General features: G+C 65.6%; 20 protein-coding genes and 1 pseudogene. 2 read left to right on the top strand and 19 right to left on the bottom strand.

The features are described from left to right. Positions 1-158: 158 nt before the first annotated feature. Together AC5DRG_RS32145 and AC5DRG_RS32140 are read left to right on the top strand one after the other, a co-directional pair. Complete coding sequence (locus AC5DRG_RS32145) at positions 159-1430, top strand: nucleotide sugar dehydrogenase (protein ID WP_491802967.1); 1272 nt, start codon at positions 159-161, stop codon at positions 1428-1430. Continuing rightward, positions 1427-3274, top strand: a complete 1848-nt coding sequence (locus AC5DRG_RS32140) for a glycosyltransferase (RefSeq protein ID WP_491802966.1) — start codon at positions 1427-1429, stop codon at positions 3272-3274. The genes AC5DRG_RS32145 and AC5DRG_RS32140 overlap by 4 nt, the downstream gene beginning before the upstream one ends. Before the next feature lie 13 nt (positions 3275-3287). Here the strand turns inward: AC5DRG_RS32140 and AC5DRG_RS32135 are convergent, their stop codons facing one another. The 19 genes and pseudogenes from AC5DRG_RS32135 to AC5DRG_RS32045 all read right to left on the bottom strand — a co-directional run bounded on the left by AC5DRG_RS32135 (position 3288) and on the right by AC5DRG_RS32045 (position 15742). Beyond that, on the bottom strand, positions 3288-4574 hold the full coding sequence (locus AC5DRG_RS32135; protein WP_491802965.1) for a polysaccharide deacetylase family protein: 1287 nt from the start codon (positions 4572-4574) through the stop codon (positions 3288-3290). 275 nt (positions 4575-4849) lie between these two features. Then, entirely contained in the window at positions 4850-5707 is an 858-nt protein-coding gene (gene truA / locus AC5DRG_RS32130; RefSeq protein ID WP_491802964.1) for a tRNA pseudouridine(38-40) synthase TruA, read from the bottom strand. A gap of 69 nt (positions 5708-5776) precedes the next feature. Beyond that, entirely contained in the window at positions 5777-6292 is a 516-nt protein-coding gene (gene rplQ, locus AC5DRG_RS32125; protein ID WP_491802962.1) for a 50S ribosomal protein L17, read from the bottom strand. 190 nt (positions 6293-6482) lie between these two features. Then, the gene (locus AC5DRG_RS32120; protein ID WP_003966937.1) at positions 6483-7505 is read right to left on the bottom strand and encodes a DNA-directed RNA polymerase subunit alpha; all 1023 of its coding nucleotides are present in this window, start codon (positions 7503-7505) and stop codon (positions 6483-6485) included. A 124-nt stretch (positions 7506-7629) separates the two neighbouring features. Next, positions 7630-8034 carry a 30S ribosomal protein S11 gene (gene rpsK, locus AC5DRG_RS32115; RefSeq protein WP_003956432.1) on the bottom strand — a complete coding sequence of 135 codons (405 nt, stop codon included), beginning with the start codon at positions 8032-8034 and terminating at the stop codon, positions 7630-7632. Positions 8035-8103: 69 nt separating this feature from the next. Continuing rightward, positions 8104-8484, bottom strand: coding sequence for a 30S ribosomal protein S13 (gene rpsM / locus AC5DRG_RS32110; protein ID WP_019055531.1), 381 nt, complete (start codon positions 8482-8484; stop codon positions 8104-8106). Positions 8485-8694: 210 nt separating this feature from the next. Further along, a complete protein-coding gene (gene rpmJ, locus AC5DRG_RS32105) occupies positions 8695-8808 on the bottom strand; it encodes a 50S ribosomal protein L36 (protein ID WP_003998809.1) in 114 nt (37 codons plus the stop codon). A 58-nt stretch (positions 8809-8866) separates the two neighbouring features. Then, a complete protein-coding gene (gene infA, locus AC5DRG_RS32100; RefSeq protein WP_003948620.1) occupies positions 8867-9088 on the bottom strand; it encodes a translation initiation factor IF-1 in 222 nt (73 codons plus the stop codon). 160 nt (positions 9089-9248) lie between these two features. Beyond that, positions 9249-9413 (bottom strand): annotated as a pseudogene (locus AC5DRG_RS32095) (type I methionyl aminopeptidase); the annotation flags it as partial. Positions 9414-9511: 98 nt separating this feature from the next. Then, positions 9512-10348: a type I methionyl aminopeptidase gene (map, locus tag AC5DRG_RS32090; protein WP_491802960.1), complete on the bottom strand. Its 837-nt coding sequence runs from the start codon at positions 10346-10348 to the stop codon at positions 9512-9514. 145 nt (positions 10349-10493) lie between these two features. Then, positions 10494-11156, bottom strand: coding sequence for an adenylate kinase (locus AC5DRG_RS32085; RefSeq protein ID WP_491802959.1), 663 nt, complete (start codon positions 11154-11156; stop codon positions 10494-10496). Then, on the bottom strand, positions 11156-12469 hold the full coding sequence (gene secY / locus AC5DRG_RS32080) for a preprotein translocase subunit SecY (RefSeq protein ID WP_491802958.1): 1314 nt from the start codon (positions 12467-12469) through the stop codon (positions 11156-11158). Before secY ends, AC5DRG_RS32085 begins: the two co-directional genes overlap by 1 nt. Positions 12470-12704: 235 nt before the next feature. Then, positions 12705-13160 (bottom strand): 50S ribosomal protein L15, encoded by a 456-nt coding sequence (gene rplO, locus AC5DRG_RS32075; RefSeq protein WP_067437940.1) that lies wholly within the window; start codon positions 13158-13160, stop codon positions 12705-12707. 2 nt (positions 13161-13162) lie between these two features. Further along, on the bottom strand, positions 13163-13345 hold the full coding sequence (gene rpmD, locus AC5DRG_RS32070; RefSeq protein ID WP_006376032.1) for a 50S ribosomal protein L30: 183 nt from the start codon (positions 13343-13345) through the stop codon (positions 13163-13165). Beyond that, complete coding sequence (gene rpsE / locus AC5DRG_RS32065; protein WP_005313527.1) at positions 13345-13950, bottom strand: 30S ribosomal protein S5; 606 nt, start codon at positions 13948-13950, stop codon at positions 13345-13347. Before rpsE ends, rpmD begins: the two co-directional genes overlap by 1 nt. A gap of 40 nt (positions 13951-13990) precedes the next feature. After that, positions 13991-14374 carry a 50S ribosomal protein L18 gene (gene rplR / locus AC5DRG_RS32060; protein ID WP_103549188.1) on the bottom strand — a complete coding sequence of 128 codons (384 nt, stop codon included), beginning with the start codon at positions 14372-14374 and terminating at the stop codon, positions 13991-13993. A 3-nt stretch (positions 14375-14377) separates the two neighbouring features. Then, entirely contained in the window at positions 14378-14917 is a 540-nt protein-coding gene (gene rplF / locus AC5DRG_RS32055; protein WP_491802957.1) for a 50S ribosomal protein L6, read from the bottom strand. 25 nt (positions 14918-14942) lie between these two features. Next, on the bottom strand, positions 14943-15341 hold the full coding sequence (rpsH, locus tag AC5DRG_RS32050) for a 30S ribosomal protein S8 (RefSeq protein WP_007384075.1): 399 nt from the start codon (positions 15339-15341) through the stop codon (positions 14943-14945). A gap of 215 nt (positions 15342-15556) precedes the next feature. Beyond that, positions 15557-15742: a type Z 30S ribosomal protein S14 gene (locus AC5DRG_RS32045; protein ID WP_035800856.1), complete on the bottom strand. Its 186-nt coding sequence runs from the start codon at positions 15740-15742 to the stop codon at positions 15557-15559. Positions 15743-15747: the final 5 nt, after the last annotated feature.

Below are 15747 nucleotides of genomic sequence, written 5' to 3'. Positions count from 1 at the left end.
AAGGGTTGTACGCGAGTTGGGTGAGAAACACGACTGTGAGCGAGTCATGGAGGACTCATGGGGACACTGTTACGATTCCCGCGCCTGTATTCGAATAACAACTGTGCGTGTTGCCATCGGAGCTCTTGGGGGGTGGCACCGACGGGGGATGCATTGTCGTGAGCAGAAACGCCACTGTCGATCTGGTGATCATCGGGCTCGGATACGTCGGGCTGCCGCTGGCCCGCGCCGCGAGCGCCTCCGGCCTCAAGGTCGTCGGCCTCGACCGCAGCCTGCCGGTGGTCCAGGGCCTGTCGGCGGGGTCCTCGCACATCGATGACATCAGCGACGCCGATGTGCGCACCATGCTCGAACAGGGTTTCCGCGCGGTCGACTCACCCGAGGTCATCGCGGACGCGGCGGCGGTCGTCATCTGTGTGCCCACCCCGCTGACCGAGCACGGCGCGCCCAACCTCGGAGCGGTGGACGCCGCCGTCGAGGACATCGCGAGCCACCTCACCCCCGGTACTCTGGTCGTCCTCGAGTCCACGACCTACCCCGGCACCACCGACGAGGTCGTCCGCCCCCGGCTGGAGGCCGGCGGCCTGAAGGCAGGCGTCGACTTCTACCTCGCCTTCTCCCCCGAGCGCATCGATCCGGGCAACCCGCTCTTCGGTCTGGAGAACACGCCAAAGGTGGTCGGTGGCACCACCCCGGACTGCACCAAGGCCGCCCGCGCCCTGTACGAGCGCTTCGTGGGCAGCGTGGTGGAGGCCAGGGGCACCCGTGAGGCCGAGATGGCCAAGCTCCTGGAGAACACCTACCGGCACGTGAACATCGCCCTCGTCAACGAGATGGCGATGTTCTGCCGCGAGATCGGCGTCGACCTGTGGGACGCCATCCGCTGTGCCTCCAGCAAGCCCTTCGGCTTCGCGCCCTTCTACCCCGGCCCCGGTGTCGGCGGCCACTGCATCCCGATCGACCCCAACTACCTGTCGTACAAGGTGCGTTCGCTCGGCATCCCGTTCCGTTTCGTGGAACTGGCCCAGGAGATCAACCAGCGGATGCCCGCCCATGTCGTGTCTCGCGCCGCCGATCTCCTCAACCAGCGAGGCAAGCCGATCCGCGGCTCGCGCGTACTGCTGCTCGGCGTGACCTACAAGCCGGACATCTCCGACCAGAGGGAAAGCCCTGCCATGGACGTGGCCGAGCTGCTGCTCGAACGCGGCGCCGATCTCTCCTACTTCGACCCCCGCGTCGAGAACTGGACCGTCGAGGGCACCGCGGTGCCCCGCGTCGACGACTACCTCGCGGGCGCGGAGCAGGCGGACCTGACGATCCTCCTCCAGCAGCACAGCGAGATCGACCTCGACAAGCTGGCCGACCACACCCGCCTGCTCTTCGACACGCGCGGCAAGTCGGCCGACCACCCGCAGGTGGTCAAGCTGTGAGCGACATCTACATACCGGGCGCCGTCGGCGCCGAAGGTCGCCGGGGGCACCGGCGCAGACGGCACCTGAAGGTCTCGTACTTCTTCTTCGTCGCCATCGCCGCCGTGATCCTCGGCCAGCTGGACCCGGACTCCCTCCATCTGTACTCGTTCGGCGCGATGGGGCTGCTGGCCCTGAAGATGTTCGGCGCGCTCTTCTACCGGCCCGCCAAGGCCGACCGCGAGGAACTGCTGCTGCTGGACAACTCGTGGGTCACCGCGGTCATCCCGATCTACAACGAGGACCCGGTGATGTTCGAGCAGGGCATGCGCAGCCTCCTCGCGCAGAGCCGGCTCCCCAACGAGATCCACATCATCGACGACTGCAGCGCCAACCCCTCCGGCATCCAGGCGGCCAAGAAGCTGCGCCGTGAGTTCGAGGCCAAGGGCGTCAAGTACACCGTGAGCGTGCAGCCGGTGAACAAGGGAAAGCGCGAGGCACTCGCCCTCGGCTTCGAGGCGGCGCCCTACTCCGACCTGTTCCTGTGCGTCGACTCCGACACCATCCTGTCCCGGGACACGGTCCGTGAGCTGCTGCTGCCCATGGCCAACCCGAAGATCATGGCCTCCACGGGCATGGTGCTCGCGCTCAACCACGACAGCAACATCTTCACCCGCCTCCAGGACCTGCGGTACGGCAACTCGTTCCTCTTCGAGCGGGCCGCGTACTCCCGGCTGAAGTCGGTGCTGTGCTGCTGCGGCGCGCTCTCCGTGTACCGCGGCACCCTGGTGCGCAAATACCTGCCGGACTTCCTCAACCAGCAGTTCCTCGGCAAGCCGGCCGTCTTCGGCGACGACCGACGGATGACCAACTACTGCCTGATCGAAGGCCAGGTCGTCTTCCAGGAGACGGCCGTCGGCTACACCGCCGTACCGGAGAAGCTGCCGCACTTCCTGCGCCAGCAGGTCCGCTGGAACAAGTCCTTCTTCCGTGAGTCCCTGTGGGCGTTCACCCACCAGAAGAAGTACCGGCCCGCCTTCTGGCTGACCTGTATGGAACTCGCGCTGTGGCTGATCTTCGGGTCGGCGATGTTCTACTCCATGGTCATCCTGCCGATCATGCGCCCGGAGCAGTTCGTCCACCACATCGGCGACTACCTGATCTTCATGGTCCTCATGGGGTACCTGCGCAACGTCCGGTATCTCGACTTCCCGCGCCGCGGCATGGGCTTCATCAAGCGGTTCGGCATGTTCCTCCTCGCTCCGCTGTACGGCGTCATCCAGCTGGTCCTGCTGACCCCGCTGCGCTTCTACGCCCTGCTCACCCTGCACAAGGGCAGCTGGGGCACCCGTCAGGGCGGCGTCGAGGTGTCGGTCGCCGGCGACCACGAGCAGGACGTCTCGGCGGTCTGGGAGGAAGAGGACGAGTACTCGTCACAGCAGGTCTCCTCGACGATCGAGATGATGCGCCTGGAGGGCATCGCACTGGCCCGCACGGCCCCGCACGCGTCCCGGAGAAACCCGAACGGCATGGCGGAGGCCCCTGCCTATGACGCCCGCACCCAGGGCGAGTTGCGGGAACTGGGCCGGAACGTGCCCCAGCAGCCGGTGGCGTGGAACGGCGTGACGCAGGTCCAGGACCCGAACCCCGGTTTCGTGCAGAACCCCTACCACCACCAGCAGCCCGCACAGGCTTACGACCAGTGGCAGGGGCAGAGCCAGGCCCCCTATGTCCCGCACATCCCGCAGCAGCCTCAGGGCCCGTACCCCCAGCAGCCTCAGCAGCCTCAGGGAGACGGTCAACAGCACTGGGCGCCCGAGGAAGAGGCGTACGGGCAGGACGGCTGGTTCGGCGACCGCCGCTAGGCCCCAGGGCCTGTCAGGTGTAGTACGCCATCGCTTCCTGCACGGTGAGCACCGGGATGCCCCGCTTCTCGATCTCCGTCATCAGCTGACTGAGGCCCGTCTGACTGATCTCGGTGCTCGCCGTGGGCGTACCCGCGACGATCCTGTGCAGGCAGAGGATGAGCCAGTCACCGCTGCGGGCACAGCGGTCGAGCGGCCCGCCCTCGGCGATCACCTTGGTCAGCGCCGTGCCCCCCACGCCCGACCCGTCGGTGATACCGGTCAACGCCTTGAGCCGGTACGGCATGGCCGGCGCGAAGCTCTCGATCGTCTCGGAAACGATGGAGCGGGCCGTGGTGAAGTGACGGGCGGCGAGCAGATCGACGGGCACACCGTCGGTGGTCTTCTGAAAAGCACCGTGCGGATAGGCGAAGTGCTCGCTGGTGAATCCATTGCCGACCAGCCACTCCCGGAGCATCCGGAAATCGTCGTCGACCTGTTGCGCGGTCAGCTTGGCATAGCTCACCGTGTGCGCCGAGTTGGCGTACGCGTGCCCGGCCATTTCCCAGCCGGAGGAATCCTGGAGGGAACGCATCTGCCCAATTCCCAGGAAGGAACCGGTACCTATCGCGTCGGCGATGTTGTAGAGGGTGCCCGGCATTCCACGCGGGTCCATCACCGGGCGGGCCAGGTCGTGGACGGATACGTGCGAGTCGTCGAAGGTGATGGACACCGCGCCCTGGGGGAAGACCGACGTGGTGTCGGGCACCAGCTCGATCGATTGCAGGTGGTACGTCACGGGGCCTGCGGCGTCGTCGTAGACCGCGAACGACATGTCGGTGAAGCCCGACCGCACGGACGGGTCACCCTGCGCGGAGAGCGTGAACGTGCCGGACGCGGCGAGGACGTCGGCCCACTGGAGATGGACCGTCACCCATTCCCCGGACTGGACGTAGTTGGTCCCGGTCGCCGAGTGGGTGTGGAAACGCCAGCTGAAGGCGTTCTTCAGCGCACCGGTGCCCACGTAGAAGGCCAGCCTGCTGAGATGGGTGACGTCCGCCACGCGGAAGATGATCCGGATCATCTTGCCGGTGAGGTCCATGGCGTCCATGCCGGTCTTGCGCACGTACGACTGGACCCCGCTGCCGGCGGTGGTCACGCGGACCGAGCTGGTGCCGCGCGTGAACACCTCGGTGTCGCCCGGGTTCGACGAGGCGGTGCCCCCGCCGCCGGCCAACCAGCCGTGCCCCGACTGGAACTGCTGGCTCCAGGTCGCCCTGCGATAGCGCGGACGTCGTCCGGTCGGGGCGTACGTCGGCACCGTCAAACCATCCGCGGGGGCAGCGCTAGCCGGGGAAGCCATACCCAGCGCACCGACCCCGCCCGCCGTGGCCAGACCGCCGAGCCCCATGACACGCAATGCCGAGCGCCGCCCCAACGAAGCGGAACCCTTGCTGCCCCTGTTCAAAATGACCCCTCCCCCAATATCGCCCTTGTGATCGCATTGTAAGGGTCCAATGTGGCCCTGGTGAAAGTAAACTCACAAGGGGCAGGCGGGGATTGACACCCCCAGGTCATTTCTTCTTTTCCTGCGGCTCAGCAGCACCCCGCCGACGGCAACGTCCGCTTGTTCCGCGCCTCCTTGTTCCGCGCGGCCAGCAACTCGTCAGCGGGGTAACCGACTTCCTCCAACGTCAGCCCGTGCGGCCGCACGACATGCACAGCGGAGTCCCGCACCCCGGCGGCGAGCACCTTCCCCGGCCACTCGGCCCCCCGATGCCCGTCCCCGACGAACAACAACGCCCCGATCAGCGACCGCACCATGTTGTGGCAGAAGGCGTCGGCCCGCACGGTGGCGGTGACGATCCCGTCATCCCCCCGCACGAGGCTCAGCTCCTGCAGAGTACGAATGGTGGTCGCACCTTCACGCTTCTTGCAGTAGGCGGCGAAGTCATGCTCCCCCAGCAGCCGTTGGGCGGCTTCGTTCATGGCGTCGACGTCGAGCGGCCAGTCGTGCCAGAGGACATGACTGCGCAACAGCGGATCAACACCGCCGGGATTGTCGGTGACGCGATACGCGTACCGCCGCCAGATCGCCGAGAACCGGGCGTTGAAGCCACTGGGAGCCTCCCGAAGCGCCCACACCCGCACATCCTTGTCCAGCCGCCCGGCAAGCCGCTTCAGCAACTTCTCGTGATGCTCACGCCAGACCGCCTCGGGCAGATCCACATGAGCCACCTGCCCCCGCGCATGCACCCCGGCATCGGTCCGCCCGGCCACGGTCAGCTCATACGTCGTGTCCTGGGACCGCGTAACAGTCCGCAGGGCATCCTCGATCTCCCCCTGCACGGTCCGCCGCCCCCCGGCCTGCTTGGCCCACCCGGAGAACGAGGTCCCGTCGTAGGAAAGATCGAGCCGGACACGAACGAACCCTGGCTGTACTTCGTCACTCACACGGAGATCCTCTCAAGAACACAAAAGCGGGCCCGCCCCTCGAAAGGAACGGACCCGCTCAAGGACGGCTTACGCCTCCTTGGACTCCTCGTCGGCCTCAACCGGCTTGGCGTCCTCGACGACCTCGTCGGCCTTGGCCTCAACGGCCTCGTCCTTCTTGAGAACGTCTTCCTTGACGGCACGCTTGGTCGCCGCCTCGGCCTCACCGGTGGCCTGCTGGGCCACGGTCAGGGCCTCCACCAGCTCGATGACAGCCATGGGCGCGTTGTCGCCACGACGGTTACCGATCTTGGTGATACGGGTGTAACCACCCGGGCGGTTCTCGTAGCGCGGGCCAATCTCGGTGAAGAGCGTGTGGACGACGCTCTTGTCCGTGATGACCTGGAGCACCTGACGGCGGTTGTGAAGGTCACCCTTCTTCGCCTTGGTGACCAGACGCTCGGCGTACGGCCGCAGCTTGCGGGCCTTCGCCTCGGTCGTGGTGATACGACCGTGCTCGAAGAGCGACTTCGCGAGGTTCGCGAGGAGCAGCTTCTCGTGCGCGGCACTGCCGCCCAGACGGGCACCCTTGGTGGGCTTCGGCATTTCTATCTCCTTGGCATCTGCCCCGGCCGTATGAGGTACCGGGGTCAGGACCCAATGAGCGGGCGCTCATCGGCAACAACCAGCTCCTCCCAAAGGAGGGGCGGGATCCGCGCCCCGTAAGGGGCGCGGGGAACTGCGCGACCAGCCACAGCCGGTCCGCAGCCAAAAATCCGGCGTCCTCGCGGAGCGCCTAGTACTGCTCGGTCTCCACGAAACCGGCGTCCGCGTCATCGTCCGCACCAAAGGCGTCCGCCGCGGCCGTCGGGTCAAATCCAGGCGGGCTGTCCTTCAGGGCCAGGCCCATACCGGCCAGCTTCGCCTTGACCTCGTCGATCGACTTCGCACCGAAGTTACGAATGTCGAGCAGGTCGGCCTCGGAACGAGCCACGAGCTCACCCACGGAGTGGATGCCCTCACGCTTGAGGCAGTTGTACGACCGAACGGTGAGCTCAAGCTCCTCGATCGGCAGCGCCAGATCGGCAGCGAGGGCGGCGTCCGTCGGGGACGGACCCATGTCGATGCCCTCGGCGTCGATGTTGAGCTCACGGGCCAGCCCGAACAGCTCGACCAGCGTCTTACCGGCAGAAGCCATGGCGTCACGCGGACGCATCGCCTGCTTGGTCTCGACGTCGACGATCAGCTTGTCGAAGTCGGTGCGCTGCTCGACACGCGTCGCCTCGACCTTGTAGGTGACCTTCAGAACCGGCGAGTAGATGGAGTCGACCGGAATACGACCGATCTCCTGGCCCACCTGCTTGTTCTGCACGGCGGAGACGTAGCCGCGACCGCGCTCGACGGTCAGCTCCATCTCCAGCTTGCCCTTGCCGTTGAGCGTGGCCAGGACCAGGTCGGGGTTGTGCACCTCCACACCGGCCGGCGGCGCGATGTCAGCGGCGGTGACGAGACCGGGTCCCTGCTTGCGCAGGTACATGACCACGGGCTCATCGTGCTCACTGCTGACCACGAGCTGCTTGATGTTGAGGATGAGGTCGGTGACGTCTTCCTTGACACCCGGCACGGTGGTGAACTCGTGCAGGACACCGTCGATACGGATGGACGTGACAGCCGCACCCGGAATCGAGGACAGAAGAGTCCGGCGGAGGGAGTTGCCGAGGGTGTAGCCGAAGCCCGGCTCCAGCGGCTCGATCACGAACCGGGAGCGGAACTCGTCGACGACCTCTTCGGTCAACGAGGGACGCTGAGCAATCAGCATGTTGCGATCCTTCAGTCATGGGCGCCCGCTATTTGACGCCCTTGAGTACTACAAGGGTACGGGCGATATGGCCCCGAAGAGCCATACCGCCCGAAAACCTCAGACCAAGCAGCCGCAGGTCAGATCAGACGCGACGGCGCTTGGGCGGACGGCAGCCGTTGTGCGGGGTGGGGGTGACGTCCTGGATGGAGCCGACCTCAAGACCGGTGGCCTGGAGGGAGCGGATCGCGGTCTCGCGACCGGAGCCCGGGCCCTTCACGAAGACGTCGACCTTGCGCATGCCGTGCTCCTGCGCGCGACGGGCAGCCGACTCGGCGGCCATCTGCGCGGCGAAGGGGGTGGACTTGCGCGAGCCCTTGAAGCCGACGTGGCCGGCGGAGGCCCAGGAGATCACGTTGCCCGAGGGGTCCGTGATCGAGACGATCGTGTTGTTGAACGTGCTCTTGATGTGCGCGTGGCCGTGAGCGACGTTCTTCTTTTCCTTGCGGCGCACCTTCTTGGCAGCGCCCTGACGACCCTTGGGGGGCATCTATTACTCCTACGGGGAGGTGGTCGGTCCTACAGCGAAGACCGCTGATGAAGCGTTGTCCGCTGAGGACTACTTCTTGCCCGGCTTCTTCTTACCGGCGATGGCGCGACGCGGGCCCTTGCGGGTACGAGCGTTCGTGCTGGTGCGCTGACCGCGGACGGGCAGGCCACGACGGTGACGCAGACCCTGGTAGCAGCCGATCTCGACCTTGCGACGGATGTCGGCCTGGATCTCGCGACGGAGGTCACCCTCGGTCTTGATGTTGGCGTCCACGTACTCGCGGATCGCGACGAGCTGCTCCTCGGAGAGGTCCCGAACACGGGTGTTCGGGTCGATGCCCGTCTCCGCCAGCGTCAGCTGGGAAAGGGTCCGGCCAATGCCGAACACGTAGGTGAGGGCGACCTCCACACGCTTTTCGCGCGGGATGTCAACACCGGAAACGCGTGCCATTCAATGGCTCCAGTTGTCGTTCGGAGGTCTTCCACAGAACCGATTCCCAGCTGCCGGCCTCTTCTATTTCAAAGAGTTGGTACAACCCAGGTCCCCGGCCTCCGACCGGGGGTATCAGGCGATCTCAGCGATGGCCTGGGTCCTGCGTATGAACATGTACTGCTACTTGCGTCGCGCGAAGTTCTGCGGATGCAGAGGTTCGGTCGTGCGTCAGCCCTGGCGCTGCTTGTGGCGCGGGTTCTCGCAGATGACCATGACCCGACCGTGACGGCGGATCACCCTGCACTTGTCGCAGATCTTCTTGACGCTCGGCTTGACCTTCATTGGTGAGGTTCTCCGGGTCAGTGCCCACCACCCCGCCGGAACGGGGAACAGGCAAGATCTACTTGTACCGGTAGACGATCCGGCCACGCGTCAGGTCGTACGGAGACAGCTCCACCACGACCCGGTCGTCAGGGAGGATGCGGATGTAGTGCATACGCATCTTGCCGCTGATGTGTGCCAGAACCTGGTGGCCGTTCTGGAGCTCTACCTTGAACATCGCGTTCGGAAGAGACTCGACGACAGTGCCCTCGATCTCGATGGCACCTTGCTTCTTGGCCACGCTTCGCCCTTCGAATCGACTACCTTGATCGACTCCCCTGCGTCCCTTACGGGCGCATGCGGACATGCGGGTGCACGAGAGCCGACGAGTCAGTCTACGTCAGCGCACCCTGAAAGACGAATCGAGGAAGAATGCCCCAAGACAAAGATCATTAAGCAACCTATGCCAACGGATCCGGCGCCACGGTGATCCCGAACTCCGCCAGCTTCGCCTTGCCGCCGTCGACAGCGGTCAGCACCAGCGGCCCCTGCTCAGTCAGGGCAACGGAACGCTCGCAGTGCGAGGACCACGTCCCGTCCGTCGTGATGACGGTCCAGTCGACCGATTTTCCACGCCCCTCTCGCGGGCGATGCGCCGGGGGCGCCTCGCAAGCTTCGAGCGGCTGCGCCGGCCTCCGACCGGCGGTCATGGCTCGGGCCGTCATCAGGCCAACGGATCCGGCGCCACGGTGATCCCGAACTCCGCCAGCTTCGCCTTACCCCCATCAGGAGCCGTCAGCACCAGCGGCCCCTGGTCGGTCAGGGCAACCGAGTGCTCCCAGTGCGAGGACCACGTCCCGTCCGTCGTGATGACGGTCCAGTCGTCCTCCAGTACCTCGGTCTTCGGCGTGCCCAAGGACACCATCGGCTCGATGGCCAGGCAGAAGCCGGGGACCAGCTTCGGCCCCTTCCCCCGCCGCTTCTCGACGTAGTTCAGCAGGTGCGGGTCCATGTGCATCTCGGTGCCGATGCCGTGGCCGCCGTAGTCCTCGATGATCCCGTACTTGCCACCGCCGGGCTTCGGCTGGCGGCGGATGTACGTCTCGATGGCGCGGGAGACGTCGACGAGCCGGTTGCCGGCCTTCATGGCGGCGATGCCGGCCCACATGGACTCTTCGGTCACCCGGGACAGCTCGATGAGCTCCGGAGCGTGACCGGAGCCCACGAAGGCGGTGTAGGCCGCGTCACCGTGCCAGCCGTCGATGATCGCGCCGGCGTCGATCGAGATGATGTCGCCGTCCTTGAGGACCACGGTGTCGGAGGGGATGCCGTGGACGACCACCTCGTTGACCGAGGTGCAGATGGTGGCCGGGAAACCGCCGTATCCGAGGAAGTTCGACTTCGCCCCGTGCTCCGCGATCACCTTGCGGGCGACCTCGTCGATGTCCTTCGTGGAGGCACCCGGCACGGCCGCCTCCCGGGTCGCCGCATGAATGGCGGCGACGACCAGCCCCGCCTCACGCATCTTGGCGATCTGCTCGGGGGTCTTGATCTGCACCATGGGGGCGATGGCCTTTCTTGGACCGGGGTACGGAAAGGTAGGGAAAAGAGTACGGACACCTCAACGATACGGGGACGTCCTCACCCGCCTCCACGCAGCAGCCGCGGCCCCCCGACGGGGAACCGCGGCTGCGACGACGTACTGACTACTTGCCGTCGTCCTCACGCTTGAGCGCTTCCATCGCCCGGGCCGTGACCTCTTCGACCTTGCCCAGCGCGGAGATGGTGACCACCAGTCCCTGCGCCTTGTAGTAATCGATGATCGGCTCGGTCTGCGTGTGGTAGACCTCAAGGCGCTTGCGGACGGTCTCCTCGGAGTCGTCGTCGCGCTGGTACAGCTCGCCACCGCAGACGTCACAGACGCCCTCGGTCTTCGGCGCCTTGTACGTGACGTGGAAGACGTGCGCCGAGTCGTTACGGCAGATTCGGCGGCCGGCGATGCGCTTGACCACCTCTTCCTCGGGGACCTCGAGGTCGAGGACCCCGTCGAGCTTCATGCCCTCGTTCTTCAGCATCTCGTCGAGCGCCTCGGCCTGCGAGACATTGCGCGGGAAACCGTCGAGCAGGAAGCCGTTCTCGGCGTCCTTCTGCTCCATGCGGTCCTTGGCCATGGCGATGGTGACCTCGTCCGGCACCAGATTGCCCGCGTCCATGTAGGACTTGGCCAGTTTCCCGAGTTCCGTCTGCTTGCTGATGTTGGCCCGGAACAGGTCGCCCGTGGAGATGTGCGGGATCGACAGGTTCTTGGCGAGGAACGCGGCCTGCGTTCCCTTACCGGCACCCGGCGGCCCGACGAGGACGATACGCATCAGCGGAGGAACCCTTCGTAATTGCGCTGCTGGAGCTGGCTCTCGATCTGCTTCACGGTCTCCAGGCCGACACCCACGATGATGAGGATGCTGGTCCCGCCGAACGGGAAGTTCTGGCTTGCCCCGAAGCCGACCAACGCGACCGTCGGAACGAGAGCGATCAGGCCCAGATACAGCGAACCCGGCCAGGTGATCCGGTTGAGCACGTAACTCAGGTACTCAGCGGTCGGTCGGCCAGCCCGGATGCCCGGGATGAAGCCACCATACTTCTTCATGTTGTCGGCGACTTCCTCGGGGTTGAAGGAGATCGCCACGTAGAAGAACGCGAAGAAAACGATCAGCAAGAAGTACATGCTGATGTAAATGGGGTGGTCACCCTTGACGAGATTGGCCTCGATCCAGGTCTTCCAGCCCGAAGTGCCGCTGGAGAACTGCGCGATCAGTGCCGGGATGTAGAGCAGCGACGAAGCGAAGATGACGGGAATCACACCCGCCTGGTTCACCTTCAACGGGATGTAAGTGGACGTACCGCCGTAGGAACGGCGGCCGATCATGCGCTTCGCGTACTGGACCGGGATGCGGCGCTGGGCCTGCTCGACGAAGACCACCAGGCCGACCATGACCAGGCCGACGGCGATGACGGTGCCGAACTCGATCCAGCCGTCGGCGAGGGTGCCCTGCTTCTTGATGGCCCACAGCGCGGACGGGAAGGTCGCGGCGATCGAGATGAACATGAGGATCGACATGCCGTTGCCGATACCGCGGTCCGTGATGAGCTCGCCGAGCCACATGACCACGGCCGTACCGGCGGTCATGCAGACGACCATCGTGATCGTGGTGAAGATCGCGCGGTCCGGGACGATGCTCGACGCGGCCGAGCAGCCGGAGAAGAGCGCGCCGCTGCGGGCGGTGGCCACCAGGCCGGTGCCCTGCAGGATGGCGAGCGCCACGGTGAGGTAACGCGTGTACTGCGTGATCCTCGCCGTACCCGCCTGGCCCTCCTTCTTGAGGGCTTCCAGGCGCGGGATCACCACGGTCAGCAGCTGGAGAATGATGCTCGCCGTGATGTACGGCATGATGCCCAGCGCGAAGATCGTGATCTGCAGCAGGGCGCCACCGCTGAACATGTTGACCAGACCGAACAGGCCCTGGTTGCCGGATGCTTCATCGACACACTGCTGGACACTCTTGTAGTCGACGCCCGGGATCGGTACATGCGTACCGACCCGGTAGACCACGATGATCCCGAGTGTGAAGAGCAGCTTCTTGCGCAGGTCGGGCGTCCTGAACGCCCGGGCGAACGCGGTGAGCACGGTGCCTCCTGCGACCCCCGCGCTACTGCGTCAGAGGTGACGGTCTTGAGGTTCGACAATTAGGTAACGGTCAACTGCCGCTGTGGGTGCCCCATGTGAAGCACCCGATGAAAGTGGGCAGTGCAGGCCACCTTACCGGCGGGACTGCCCCCCTTGGAACGACCAACCGGGGATACCCCATTTGTAGGGGTATCCCCGGTCGGGATCGCTCAGGTCATCGAGACGCCTATTGCGTTCAGAGGAGCTCGGTGACGGTACCGCCGGCGGCGGTGATCTTCTCCTTGGCGGAGCCGGAGACGGCGTCGACCGTCACCTGCAGCGCCACGGAGATCTCGCCCTGGCCGAGGACCTTGACGAGGCTGTTCTTGCGAACGGCACCCTTGGCGACGAGACCCTCGACGGTGACCTCGCCACCCTCCGGGTACAGCGCGCCCAGCTTGTCGAGGTTCACGACCTGGTACTCGGTCTTGAACGGGTTCTTGAAGCCCTTGAGCTTCGGGAGACGCATGTGGAGGGGCATCTGGCCACCCTCGAAGCGCTCCGGAACCTGGTAACGGGCCTTGGTGCCCTTGGTACCACGACCGGCCGTCTTACCCTTCGACGCCTCACCACGACCCACACGGGTCTTGGCGGTCTTGGCGCCCGGGGCGGGACGGAGGTTGTGGATCTTGAGCGGGTTGTTCTCCGCCATGATCAGTCGACCTCCTCAACCGTCACGAGGTGGCGGACGGTGTGCACCATTCCGCGGAACTCGGGGCGGTCCTCCTTGACGACCACGGTGTTGATCCCCTTGAGACCAAGGGACCGCAGGGTGTCACGGTGGTTCTGCTTGCTGCCGATGTACGACTTCGTCTGCGTGACCTTGAGGCGAGCCATTACGCACCCGCCCCGGCACGTGCACGAAGGAGAGCCGCGGGGGCGACGTCCTCGAGGGGCAGACCGCGGCGGGCCGCGATCTCCTCGGGACGCTGCAGGCCCTTGAGGGCCGCCACGGTCGCGTGCACGATGTTGATCGCGTTGTCGGAGCCCAGGGACTTCGACAGGATGTCGTGAACGCCGGCGCACTCGAGCACGGCACGCACCGGGCCACCGGCGATAACGCCGGTACCGGGGGACGCGGGCTTGAGCAGCACGACGCCGGCAGCCTTCTCACCCTGGATCGGGTGCGGGATGGTGCCCTGGATACGGGGGACCTTGAAGAAGTGCTTCTTGGCCTCCTCAACACCCTTGGCGATGGCGGCCGGCACCTCCTTGGCCTTGCCGTAACCGACACCGACGGTGCCGTCACCATCGCCCACTACGACGAGCGCAGTGAAGCTGAAGCGACGACCACCCTTCACAACCTTGGCAACGCGGTTGATCGCGACGACGCGCTCAACGTAGGCGGTCTTCTCGGCAGCAGCAGCGCCACCGTCGCGACCCTTCCGGTCCCGCCGCTCGCCGCCACCGGCACCGCTTCCACGGCGCTGGGGTCCAGCCATTGGATTACCTCTCTCTGTTTCCGCTAGCTACGGAAGCGGCTCAGAACTTGAGTCCGGCTTCGCGGGCGGCGTCCGCCAGGGCGGCGATGCGCCCGGCGTACTGGTTACCACCACGGTCGAATACGACAGCCTCGACACCGGCGGCCTTGGCGCGCTCGGCGACCAGGGCCCCGACCGACTTGGCCTGCGCGGACTTGTCGCCCTCGCCGCCACGGATCGTGGTGTCCAGGGTCGACGCCGACGCGAGGGTGTGACCCTTAACGTCGTCGATGACCTGGGCCACGATGTGGCGGTTGGAGCGCGTCACGACCAGGCGCGGACGCTCAGCCGTACCCGAGATGTGCTTACGGATCCGGATGTGACGACGCTTGATGGCAGCACGCTTGTAAGCGTCGCCCTTAGCAATCTTGACACCGTATGCCATGGCTTACTTACCCGCCTTTCCGACCTTGCGGCGGATGACTTCGCCTTCGTACTTGACGCCCTTGGCCTTGTACGGGTCGGGCTTGCGCAGCTTGCGGATGTTGGCCGCAACCTCGCCGACCTTCTGCTTGTCGATGCCCTCGACCGAGAACCGCGTCGGGTTCTCGACCTTGAAGCTGATGCCCTCGGGCGCTTCGACGGTGATCGGGTGGCTGTAGCCGAGAGCGAACTCGAGGTTCGATCCCTTGGCCTGAACGCGGTAACCGACACCACTGATTTCGAGCTTCTTCACGTAACCCTCGGTCACGCCGGTGATCATGTTCGCCACCAGCGTGCGGGACAGGCCGTGCAGGGCCTTGTTCTGACGCTCGTCGTTGGGGCGGGTGACGTTGAGAACGCCGTCCTCACCCTTGGCGATGTCGATCGGCGCGGCAACGGTGTGGCTCAGGGTCCCCTTGGGGCCCTTCACCGAAACCGTACGGCCGTCGATGGTGACGTCCACGCCGGCGGGAACCGTGATGGGGAGCTTGCCAATACGCGACATAGCTGTTTCCTCCTGTTCCCTTCCGCTACCAGACGTAGGCGAGAACTTCTCCGCCTACGCCCTTCTTGCCGGCCTGCTTGTCGGTCAGGAGACCGTGCGACGTGGAGATGATCGCCACGCCGAGGCCACCCAGAACCTTGGGCAGGTTGGTGGACTTCGCGTACACCCGGAGACCGGGCTTGGAGATCCGCTTGATGCCCGCGATGGAGCGCTCACGGTTCGGGCCGAACTTCAGCTCGAGAACGAGGTTCTTGCCGACCTCGGCGTCCTCGACCTTCCAGCCTGTGATGAAGCCCTCCTGCTGGAGGATCTCCGCGATGTGAGACTTGATCTTCGACGCCGGCATCGTCACGGAGTCGTGGTATGCCGAGTTCGCGTTACGCAGACGCGTCAGCATGTCTGCGATCGGATCAGTCATGGTCATGAATTGGCCTTCGGCCTCTCTCGCCGTGGTTTCCTGGTGCGCCATCCCTCTCCCCGATCCGAGACGGGGCGGGTGCGGCACGGTGGACCTACGGCGTAGTAAGTCGTATGGGCGACAGTCAGGCGCCCAACCCTCCTAGCCTAAGCCATGAAGGGGTGGGCACCTGACCGAGCCCTTTGCTTACCGAGAGCCCTGGGAGTCCCTGATTACAGGGATTACCAGGAGCTCTTGGTCACGCCCGGCAGCTCGCCACGGTGAGCCATCTCACGAAGGCACACGCGGCACAGGCCGAACTTGCGGTACACGGAGTGCGGACGGCCACACCGCTGGCAGCGGGTGTACGCACGCACGGCGAACTTAGGCTTGCGAGCAGCCTTCGCGATCAGTGACTTCTTCGCCATCTCGC

This window comes from Streptomyces sp. JLBG701, assembly GCF_058544905.1.
Note: the sequence above shows the minus strand (reverse complement) of the source record. Positions and strands in the feature narration are given on the sequence as shown.

What these genes read in the sequence shown, in the direction of transcription:
- rplQ (WP_491802962.1), bottom strand. Translation starts at nt 6,292, where the DNA reads ATGCCGAAGCCCACCAAGGGTGCCCGTCTGGGCGGCAGTGCCGCGCAC.
- AC5DRG_RS32120 (WP_003966937.1), bottom strand. Translation starts at nt 7,505, where the DNA reads ATGCTGATTGCTCAGCGTCCCTCGTTGACCGAAGAGGTCGTCGACGAG.
- rpsK (WP_003956432.1), bottom strand. Translation starts at nt 8,034, where the DNA reads ATGCCCCCCAAGGGTCGTCAGGGCGCTGCCAAGAAGGTGCGCCGCAAG.
- rpsM (WP_019055531.1), bottom strand. Translation starts at nt 8,484, where the DNA reads ATGGCACGCGTTTCCGGTGTTGACATCCCGCGCGAAAAGCGTGTGGAG.
- rpmJ (WP_003998809.1), bottom strand. Translation starts at nt 8,808, where the DNA reads ATGAAGGTCAAGCCGAGCGTCAAGAAGATCTGCGACAAGTGCAGGGTG.
- map (WP_491802960.1), bottom strand. Translation starts at nt 10,348, where the DNA reads ATGGTGCAGATCAAGACCCCCGAGCAGATCGCCAAGATGCGTGAGGCG.
- AC5DRG_RS32085 (WP_491802959.1), bottom strand. Translation starts at nt 11,156, where the DNA reads ATGCGTATCGTCCTCGTCGGGCCGCCGGGTGCCGGTAAGGGAACGCAG.
- rplO (WP_067437940.1), bottom strand. Translation starts at nt 13,160, where the DNA reads ATGGCGGAGAACAACCCGCTCAAGATCCACAACCTCCGTCCCGCCCCG.
- rpmD (WP_006376032.1), bottom strand. Translation starts at nt 13,345, where the DNA reads ATGGCTCGCCTCAAGGTCACGCAGACGAAGTCGTACATCGGCAGCAAG.
- rpsE (WP_005313527.1), bottom strand. Translation starts at nt 13,950, where the DNA reads ATGGCTGGACCCCAGCGCCGTGGAAGCGGTGCCGGTGGCGGCGAGCGG.
- rplR (WP_103549188.1), bottom strand. Translation starts at nt 14,374, where the DNA reads ATGGCATACGGTGTCAAGATTGCTAAGGGCGACGCTTACAAGCGTGCT.
- rplF (WP_491802957.1), bottom strand. Translation starts at nt 14,917, where the DNA reads ATGTCGCGTATTGGCAAGCTCCCCATCACGGTTCCCGCCGGCGTGGAC.
- rpsH (WP_007384075.1), bottom strand. Translation starts at nt 15,341, where the DNA reads ATGACCATGACTGATCCGATCGCAGACATGCTGACGCGTCTGCGTAAC.
- AC5DRG_RS32045 (WP_035800856.1), bottom strand. Translation starts at nt 15,742, where the DNA reads ATGGCGAAGAAGTCACTGATCGCGAAGGCTGCTCGCAAGCCTAAGTTC.